We start from the raw sequence: 8098 nt of genomic DNA, 5'->3' as shown, positions 1-8098 counted from the left end.
GGATGCGGATTCTGGGGGCAGCGCTGGGGATCGGGCTTGCGGCGTCGAGCATCGTCGCCGCGCGCGCGCAGGTGCCCTCGATCAATCCCGGCGCCATTCAGAACGACGTCGACCGGCAACGCCGCCAGTTCGAACAGCAGAGCGCGCCGCCCAAGCTGAACGGTCCCGCCGTGGTCGGTGGCCAAAGGGAAAAGTCCCCGCTGATGAAGCCGGGCGGCCCGAAATTCCGCCTGCGCAAGCTCGAGTTCGACCCGTCCAAGTTCATCACGCAGGCCGAGCTCGATGAGATCGCCAAGAAATATGTCGGCAAGAATGTCGATATCGCGACGCTGTTGCAGATCGTCGCGGACATCAACGCCATCTACACCGAGCGTGGCATCGTCACCGGCATCGCGACGCTGCCGGATCAGGATCCCAAGGATGGGACGGTCAAGATCAAGCTAACCGAAGGCCGGCTGCAGAAGACCACCGTCGAGGGCAACCAGCAGACCCGGACCGACTATATCCTCCAGCGGGTGCAGGAGCCGGAAGGCGAGGTCCTCGACGTTCCCAAGCTCAATCGCGACGTGACCTGGTTCAACCGGACCAACGACGTGCAGATCAAGGCGCTGCTCCAGCCCGGCACGAGCTTCGGCCTGACCGATCTCCAGTTCGCGGTGATCGAGCCGCCGGTCGACACCTGGCAGCTCTTCGTCGACAACCAGGGCTCCGAAAACACCGGGCGCTGGGAGGGCGGCACTTTCTACAAGCGCCACAGCCTGTTCGGCGTCGACGACCGCCTGACCTTCTACGGCGTCCGCTCCGACGGCAACCTCAACGGCAATGTCGCCTACAGCGTGCCGGTCAATCCCTGGGGCGGACGCGTCGGCGTCAGCTATACCGAAGGCAAGATCAAGATCATCGAGGGGCCGTTCGTCGCGCTCGACGTCACCGGGCGGTCGAGCCAGGCCGCGGTGAATTTCAGCCAACCGGTCTGGGCGACGCAGAACTGGCTGGTGCTGCTCAACGCCGCCGAGACCGAGGGCAAGACGGTGAGCCGCTTCTCGACGGTTGCGGTGACCGACGACCATTATGACAAGGCCACGGCCGGCGTCTCCGTGACCAATTCCGGCAACACCTATTCGATCACGGTCTCGCCCGCCGTGAACTACATCGAATGGCAGGACCACGTGCTCGGCAACAACCGCACGTTCAACACCTATACCGGCTCGCTGAGTGCGACCAGCGCGGCCGGTCCCCCCAATTTCAGCACCAATGTGCTGGCGAGCTGGCAGTACACGCAGGAAAAGCTGCTGCCGGGCGACCAGATCTTTACGATCGGTGGTCCGACGACGGTGCGCGGCTATCCGTCCAACGCGGCGTCCGGCGACAGCGGCTATTATTTCAACGCCGAGCTGCACTACAACTGGTCGCAATGGCTGCGGGGATTTGACACCTACATCTTCACCGACTGGGGTGCGGTGTATTCGACAGCCCCCGGCATCACCGAAATGGCCTCCGTCGGCGTCGGCTTCTCCTGGACCTATGCGCAGTTCATGACGTTCGAGGCCAATTACGCGACACCGCTTAAGAATGCGGTCTCGACCCAGCACCATTACGAGGCGTATGGCCGCGTCGTCTTTCGCCCGCTGTTGATGTTCGAGAAGCAGCACACCGCCACGCCTGTGGCGGCTGTGGTCGACAAGAGCAAGTCGTAAGCCGTCTCTATCGCCGCAGCGTGAACTCGCTCGCGTCCCGCCGATGCTCCCACTTCGCCCGCTCGAGCTCGGGCTGGTCGCACTCGGCCTCGGGGTAACCGATGCAGAGATAGGCGATGAACTTCCAGGAGGCCGGCAGGTCGAGCACGCCGTGGATGCGCTGCGGATTGAGGATGGAGACCCAGCCGAGCCCGATGCCCTCGGCGCGCGCGGCGAGCCACATCGCGGTGATGGCCGCGACCACGGAATATTCTGTCGTCTCCGGCATGGTGGCGCGGCCGAGGCCGTGGCCGATGTCGCTGGACTTTTCGGCGAAGATTGCGAGGTGGCAAGGCGCCTGTTCGAGACCCGAGAGCTTGAGCGTGGCATAGCGCGCCGCGCGCTCGCCGGAATAGCAGTTGAGTGCATCGGCATTGCACGCCTTGAAGTCGTCGATCACGGCGCGGCGCCGCGCGGGATCATCGACGATGACGAAGCGCCACGGCTGGCTCAGGCCGACGGAGGGCGACAGGCAGGCGGTGTCGATCAGCCGCTCCACGGCGCCGTCAGGCAGCGCCCGGCTGCGAAAGCGGCGCACGTCGCGGCGCCACACGAACAGCTCGCGCAATTGCCGGCGGAAGCTATCGTCAAACTCGACCATGGTTCATCCTCCGCCGTGGAGGAAGGCGGCCGCGACCAGCAGGATCAGGATCTCGCCGACCTGCTCGAACGCGCCGAGGATGTCGCCGGTCTGTCCGCCGATCTGGCGAATGGCAAGTCGCGCCAGGATCAATCCGGCTGCTGATAGCAGGACAAGGCCGACAAGCGCCTTGGCCGGCCCGAGCGCCAGCGCAAGCACGAGCGTTCCGAGACCGAAGGCCGTGGCCACGCTGCGGCCCGGCGGCGCTCCTGCGTTCGCCGAAAGTCCGTCGGAACGCGCCGGGGCGACCAACGACATGAAGGCGGGTAAGCCCGCGCGCGCTGCGGCATGCGCAGAGACGAGCGCGAGCATTACAGCCCAGGGATTGGCGATCGCCGCAAGCGCGCTCCAGCGCAGGCCGAATGAAAGGATCAGTGCGCAGACACCATAGCTGCCGATCCGGCTGTCGCGCATGATCTCGAGCTTGCGCTCGCGCGTGCGGCCGCCGCCGAGCCCGTCGGCGGTATCGGCAAGCCCGTCCTCGTGGAGCGCGCCGGTGATGAGCGCGGTCGTCGCGAGCGCGAGCAGGGCGGCGAGGTTCGGCGCCAGTCCAACGCGAATGACGACCTTGTAGACGAAAGCGCCCGCAAGCCCAACCAGCAATCCCGCGACCGGCAGCGCCCAGGTCGCGCGCGCGACGGTGCCTTCGCCAGATGGCTTCGACGAGGCCACGGGGAAGATCGTGACGAAGGACGCCGCGATCCTGAGATCGGCGACGACGTCTTTCAGGATGTCGGCGCGCGGCGTCATTTCAGCTTCATCGGCAGGCCGGCGACCACGAACTCGACTTCGTCGGCGGCGGCTGCAATGGTCTGGTTCATGATGCCGGCAGCGTCGCGAAAGCTGCGGGCCAGCGCATTGTCGGGGACGATGCCGAGCCCGACCTCGTTGGTGACGAAGACAACGGGGCTCTTGAGACGGGGCAGGGCGGCGGCGAGGTCGCTCACCGCGTGCTCCCAGTTGCGCTCGGCATGCATCAGATTGGAGAGCCACAGCGTCAGGCAGTCCACCAGCCGCGCACCGCCGCCATCGCTTGCGATCAGCGCGGGCACGAGATCGAGCGGCACCTCGCGCTCGATCCAGTCGGTTCCGCGCCGCGTGCGGTGCCTTGCGATGCGCGCCTCCATCTCGGCATCAAGCGCCTCGGCCGTCGCGACATAGACGGGCTGCCCGGGAAACGCACGCGCGCGCGTTTCCGCACGCTTGCTCTTGCCCGATCGCGCTCCGCCCGTGATCAAGATGACGGCCATCAAAGTCTCCTGTGGGCCTGACTAATCACCAATCGCGGCCAAAGACAAAGCCGAAATCAGCCGATCAGGGGCTTGCGCTTGTCCCTGGCTTTGCGCAACAGGGGCGGGACAGGAGGCGGATGTGGGCTTTGCGGGCGCGATGGTGGTGGCGATGGCGGTGGATGCCCTCACGGGCTGGCCGTCATGGCTGTTCGCGCGGCTCGGCCACCCCGTGACCTGGCTGGGCCGGTTGATCGCAGCCATCGACGCCAGCTGGAATCGCGAGTCCGACCCGCCGGCGTTTCGCCGCGCCGCCGGCGTCGCCGGCGCGCTTCTGGTGATTGCGCTCGCGGTCGCGCTTGGGTGGCTGCTTCAGTCTCTGCTTCCCTCAGGCTGGATCCGGATCGTGCTGATCGGCATCCTGGCCTGGCCGCTGGTCGCACTGCGCTCGCTGCATGATCATGTTGCTGCTGTCGCCAGGCCCCTGCTGGACGACGACATCGCCGCCGCGCGCGAGGCGGTCTCGCGCATCGTCGGCCGCGATCCCGCCGCGCTCGATGAGGCCGGCATCGCACGCGCGGCGATCGAGAGCCTCGCCGAGAACGCCTCCGACGGCGTCGTCGCGCCGGTGTTCTGGGGCGCGCTGTTCGGCTTGCCGGGAATCCTCGGCTACAAGGCCATCAATACGCTGGATTCCATGATCGGCCATCGCAGCGAACGGCACGAGGCCTTTGGCTGGGCAGCCGCGCGTATCGACGATGTCGCAAACTTCATTCCGGCGCGCGTGAGCGGATTTTTGTTCGTGCTGCTCGCACCGCAGCGCTCCCAGGCGCTGTCGTGCATGACGCGTGATGCGCGCCGGCATCGCTCGCCCAATGCCGGCTGGCCGGAAGCGGCGATGGCCGGCGCGCTGGGTGTGCGGCTCAGTGGTCCCCGCACCTATCACGGCAGCGTCACGAACGAGCCCTGGCTCAACCAGGGCGCACGCGATCCGCTTGCGGCCGACATCGCCGGGGGACTGGCGATCTACCGCCGCGCTATGCTGTTGCTCGCAGGCCTGCTTGCGATCCTGGCCTTCGCGTGAAAGAACGGGACATGCGCGAGCACGGTGGAAATCTCGATCTGGCCCAGCAGCGTTTTGGCGGGCGCGCAGAAGACTGGATGGATCTGTCGACCGGCATCAACCGGCTGCCTTATCCCGTGGGCAAGATATCAGCGCATCACTGGCAGGCGCTGCCGTCGCGATCCGAGATCGAGGCGCTGCATCGGGCTGCCCAACACGCCTATGGCACATCAGCGCCTGTTGTCGCGATGGGTGGCGCACAAGCCGCCATTCAATTGTTGCCACAGCTCGCGCCGCGTGGCCTGGCCCGCATCCTCGCTCCGACCTACAACGAATATGCGTCCGTTCTCTCAGCCGGGGGATGGCAGGTCGAGGAGGTGAAGGAGATCGACGCGCTTGCGGGCGCGAACCTTGCCATCGTCGTCAATCCCAACAATCCCGATGGCCGCCGTCACGACCCGAACGACCTGCTCGCGCTGTTGCCGCGCGTCGGACACCTCGTCATCGACGAGAGTTTTGCCGACGCCGTTCCCGAGCTCTCGCTCGCCTCGGAAGCCGGTCAGCCGGGGCTGCTGGTCCTCCGCTCGTTCGGCAAGTTTTATGGTCTTGCCGGCCTGCGGCTCGGCTTCGCGATCGGCGAAGCGGAGGACATCGGCAAGCTCGCGGCGGCATCAGGTCCATGGCCGGTCTCGGGCGCCGCGATCGCGATCGGCTGCCGCGCCTTGCATGATGATGCCTGGGCGAAGGCGACGTCAGCGCGGCTCGTGCGGGACTGTGCGCGCCTCGACGAGATGGTGCAGGCGCAGGGCTGGCGGCTCGTCGGTGGCGCATCATTGTTCCGTCTCTACGAAACGCCTGACGCGCTTGTTGCGCAGGAAAAGCTCGCGGGCGGCCAGATCTGGTCGCGGGTGTTTGCGAAAGAGCCGACGTGGCTGCGACTCGGCCTTCCGGGCGCCGAGGCCGAATGGACGCGCTTGGCCAAAATTCTAGCGCGCTAGCGCGAGCAGGCCTTCGACGTCGAGATGCCGTTCGATGTGATCGGCGAGGGCCTCGAGCGCGCTCTCGACCCTCGCGTGATACGGCTCCTCGCCTGCGGGAATGTCAAGCTTTGCCAGATATGCCTTGCGGAAATCGTCCGACGTGAACAGGCCGTGCAGATAGCTGCCCTGCACGCGCCCGTCGCGCGAAATCGCACCCTCCGGCTCGCCGTTCAACTTCGCGAACGGCCGCGTGCGGTCGGGTCCATCAGTGCGGCCTATGTGGATTTCGTAAGCCTGGATCGGCTGATCAGTCGCCGCGTGAACGGCTGCCACACGCGTCAGCGTCTTCTGCGGACTCATCACGGTCGTCACGTCCAGTAGCCCGAGACCCTGTGTATCGCCGGCAGGACCTTCGATTCCGGCCGGATCAGCAACGCTGCGCCCGAGCATCTGATAGCCGCCGCAGAGGCCGAGCACATGGCCGCCCCTGCGGCGGTGCGCGATGAGATCGATGTCCCAGCCTTGCGCGCGCAGGAAGGCGAGATCGCCCCGCGTGGACTTTGAGCCGGGGATGATGACGAGCCTGACATCGCCGGGGATCGCTTCGCCCGGGCGCACCATCACGAGATCGACTGAAGGCTCGAGCTTGAGCGGATCGAGATCGTCGAAATTGGCGATCCGCGACAGCGCGAGGCAGGCGATCTTGCACTGGCCGGGCTTGCGCGCGTCGCTCAGGCCCAGCGCATCCTCGGCCGGTAGCTCGCCGGCGCGCGGAAACCACGGCAGCACGCCGAGGCCGCGCCATGCAGTCTTTTGTTCAATCAGCTTGTAGCCGTCGTCGAACAGTGTAGGATCGCCGCGGAACTTGTTGATGACAAAGCCTTGGATCATTGCGGCATCATCAGGGTCGATCACCGTTTTGATACCGACCAGCTGCGCGATGACGCCGCCGCGGTCGATGTCGCCGACCAGCACGACCGGAACGTCGGCCTTGCGGGCAAAGCCCATATTGGCGATGTCGGCCTTGCGCAAATTCACCTCGGCCGGGCTGCCGGCGCCTTCGACCAGCACCAGATCAGCGCGCGCCTTCAGCCGTTCAAAGCTCTCCAGCACCGCGCCCATCAGCGATGGTTTCATCGCCGCATATTCGCGCGCGCGTGCGGTTGCGATGCGCTTGCCGTGCACGATGACCTGCGAGCCGACATCAGTCTCGGGTTTCAGCAGCACCGGATTCATGTCGGTATGCGGCTCGACACCGGCGGCGAGCGCTTGCAACGCTTGGGCGCGGCCGATCTCGCCCCCATCGACGGTGACGGCCGCGTTGTTCGACATGTTCTGCGGCTTGAAGGGAAGCACGCGCAATCCGCGCCGTGTGAAGGCCCGCGCGAGACCGGCGACGATGAGCGACTTGCCCACGTCCGAGCCGGCCCCCTGGATCATCAGCGTGCGTGTCATTGATCTCAGAACTCGACGCCGGGCTGCGCCTTGATGCCGGAGCGGAACGGATGTTTCACCAGCGTCATCTCGGTGACGAGATCGGCGATCTCGATCAGCTCGTCCTTGGCATTGCGACCGGTGAGCACGACATGCGTCATCGGCGGCTTCGAGGTCTTCAGGAAATCGACGATTTCGGCGATGTCGAGATAGTCGTAGCGCAGCGCGATGTTGATCTCGTCGAGCACGACCATGCGCAGGCTCTCATCTGATATCAGCTCCTTCGCCTTCTCCCAGCCGGCGCGCGCGGCCGCGACGTCGCGGGCGCGGTCCTGCGTCTCCCAGGTGAACCCTTCGCCCATGGCGTGGAACTGGCAGAGCTCGCCGAAATGGCCGGTGAGCAGGCGCCGCTCGCCGGTATCCCAGGCGCCCTTGATGAACTGCACCACGGCGCAGGGGAAGCCATGGGCGACACAGCGCACGATCATGCCGAAGGCGGAGGAGGACTTGCCCTTGCCGGCGCCGGTGTGGACGATGATGAGGCCTTTTTCGCCGCTCTTGGTCGCCATGATCTTGTCGCGGGCGACCTTGATCTTCGCCATTTTGGCGGCGTGCTTTGCGTCAGTCTTGGCGTCATTCTTGGCGTCGGTTTCGTCGGCCGTTTGGGTCTCCGGTTCAGTCGTCATCGTATCCGGTCCTTCGGCTTGACAAGAGGCGGCCGGGGGCAAATGGTGGCCCGGCGTTGGTTCCTGTCCTATGACAGGCGAAGAGGGAATGCGATAGGGTCCGAATCTGCAAGATTTGGGTCCAAAATGCAGCCGCCCCCGCGACCGTGACCGGAGAGATGCCCAAAGCCACTGATCCCCCAGGGATCGGGAAGGCGGGGATCGAAGGGGAAACCCTGCTCCGCAAGCCGGGAGACCTGCCAGCGCGGACGATTTTTGGACCGGCGGACGGGGTGTTCCGCGACGGGGAAACGGACCTTCGCAAGCAAGGTCCGTGAGCCTCTTCGCCTC

At 65.9% G+C, this 8098-nt stretch carries 8 protein-coding genes and 1 riboswitch; of the genes, 3 read left to right on the top strand and 5 right to left on the bottom strand.

Translation table 11 applies throughout. The annotated features are described in order from the left end of the window. The first annotated feature begins 2 nt into the window (after positions 1 to 2). Positions 3 to 1697: a ShlB/FhaC/HecB family hemolysin secretion/activation protein gene (locus L6637_RS07520; RefSeq protein ID WP_237869806.1), complete on the top strand. Its 1695-nt coding sequence runs from the start codon at positions 3 to 5 to the stop codon at positions 1695 to 1697. 7 nt (positions 1698 to 1704) lie between these two features. Here the strand turns inward: L6637_RS07520 and bluB are convergent, their stop codons facing one another. From bluB to cobU, 3 genes are read right to left on the bottom strand one after another with little or no spacing between them, the layout of a single operon-like run. Beyond that, the gene (gene bluB / locus L6637_RS07515) at positions 1705 to 2337 is read right to left on the bottom strand and encodes a 5,6-dimethylbenzimidazole synthase (RefSeq protein ID WP_237869804.1); all 633 of its coding nucleotides are present in this window, start codon (positions 2335 to 2337) and stop codon (positions 1705 to 1707) included. 3 nt (positions 2338 to 2340) lie between these two features. After that, the gene (cobS, locus tag L6637_RS07510; protein ID WP_237869802.1) at positions 2341 to 3126 is read right to left on the bottom strand and encodes an adenosylcobinamide-GDP ribazoletransferase; all 786 of its coding nucleotides are present in this window, start codon (positions 3124 to 3126) and stop codon (positions 2341 to 2343) included. Next, positions 3123 to 3626 (bottom strand): bifunctional adenosylcobinamide kinase/adenosylcobinamide-phosphate guanylyltransferase, encoded by a 504-nt coding sequence (gene cobU / locus L6637_RS07505; protein ID WP_237869800.1) that lies wholly within the window; start codon positions 3624 to 3626, stop codon positions 3123 to 3125. Before cobU ends, cobS begins: the two co-directional genes overlap by 4 nt. A 121-nt stretch (positions 3627 to 3747) precedes the next feature. Between cobU and cbiB the strand changes: the two genes are divergently transcribed. Continuing rightward, positions 3748 to 4689, top strand: coding sequence for an adenosylcobinamide-phosphate synthase CbiB (gene cbiB / locus L6637_RS07500; RefSeq protein WP_237869798.1), 942 nt, complete (start codon positions 3748 to 3750; stop codon positions 4687 to 4689). Between the two features lie 11 nt (positions 4690 to 4700). Further along, positions 4701 to 5666 carry a threonine-phosphate decarboxylase CobD gene (cobD, locus tag L6637_RS07495; protein ID WP_237869796.1) on the top strand — a complete coding sequence of 322 codons (966 nt, stop codon included), beginning with the start codon at positions 4701 to 4703 and terminating at the stop codon, positions 5664 to 5666. Here cobD and L6637_RS07490 read toward each other — a convergent pair. Both L6637_RS07490 and cobO read right to left on the bottom strand, forming a co-directional pair. After that, positions 5655 to 7103, bottom strand: a complete 1449-nt coding sequence (locus L6637_RS07490) for a cobyric acid synthase (protein WP_237859125.1) — start codon at positions 7101 to 7103, stop codon at positions 5655 to 5657. The two genes, cobD and L6637_RS07490, sit on opposite strands and share 12 nt — an antisense overlap. A 5-nt stretch (positions 7104 to 7108) precedes the next feature. After that, positions 7109 to 7768: a cob(I)yrinic acid a,c-diamide adenosyltransferase gene (cobO, locus tag L6637_RS07485; protein WP_237869794.1), complete on the bottom strand. Its 660-nt coding sequence runs from the start codon at positions 7766 to 7768 to the stop codon at positions 7109 to 7111. Between the two features lie 40 nt (positions 7769 to 7808). Then, positions 7809 to 8026: riboswitch (cobalamin riboswitch) on the top strand. Positions 8027 to 8098 lie beyond the last annotated feature (72 nt).

Origin of the sequence: Bradyrhizobium zhengyangense, assembly GCF_022012435.1 — a bacterium.
Classification (GTDB): domain Bacteria; phylum Pseudomonadota; class Alphaproteobacteria; order Rhizobiales; family Xanthobacteraceae; genus Bradyrhizobium; species Bradyrhizobium zhengyangense.
Note: the sequence above shows the minus strand (reverse complement) of the source record. Positions and strands in the feature narration are given on the sequence as shown.

What these genes read in the sequence shown, in the direction of transcription:
- L6637_RS07520 (WP_237869806.1), top strand. Translation starts at nt 3, where the DNA reads ATGCGGATTCTGGGGGCAGCGCTGGGGATCGGGCTTGCGGCGTCGAGC.
- bluB (WP_237869804.1), bottom strand. Translation starts at nt 2,337, where the DNA reads ATGGTCGAGTTTGACGATAGCTTCCGCCGGCAATTGCGCGAGCTGTTC.
- cobS (WP_237869802.1), bottom strand. Translation starts at nt 3,126, where the DNA reads ATGACGCCGCGCGCCGACATCCTGAAAGACGTCGTCGCCGATCTCAGG.
- cobU (WP_237869800.1), bottom strand. Translation starts at nt 3,626, where the DNA reads ATGGCCGTCATCTTGATCACGGGCGGAGCGCGATCGGGCAAGAGCAAG.
- cobD (WP_237869796.1), top strand. Translation starts at nt 4,701, where the DNA reads ATGCGCGAGCACGGTGGAAATCTCGATCTGGCCCAGCAGCGTTTTGGC.
- L6637_RS07490 (WP_237859125.1), bottom strand. Translation starts at nt 7,103, where the DNA reads ATGACACGCACGCTGATGATCCAGGGGGCCGGCTCGGACGTGGGCAAG.
- cobO (WP_237869794.1), bottom strand. Translation starts at nt 7,768, where the DNA reads ATGACGACTGAACCGGAGACCCAAACGGCCGACGAAACCGACGCCAAG.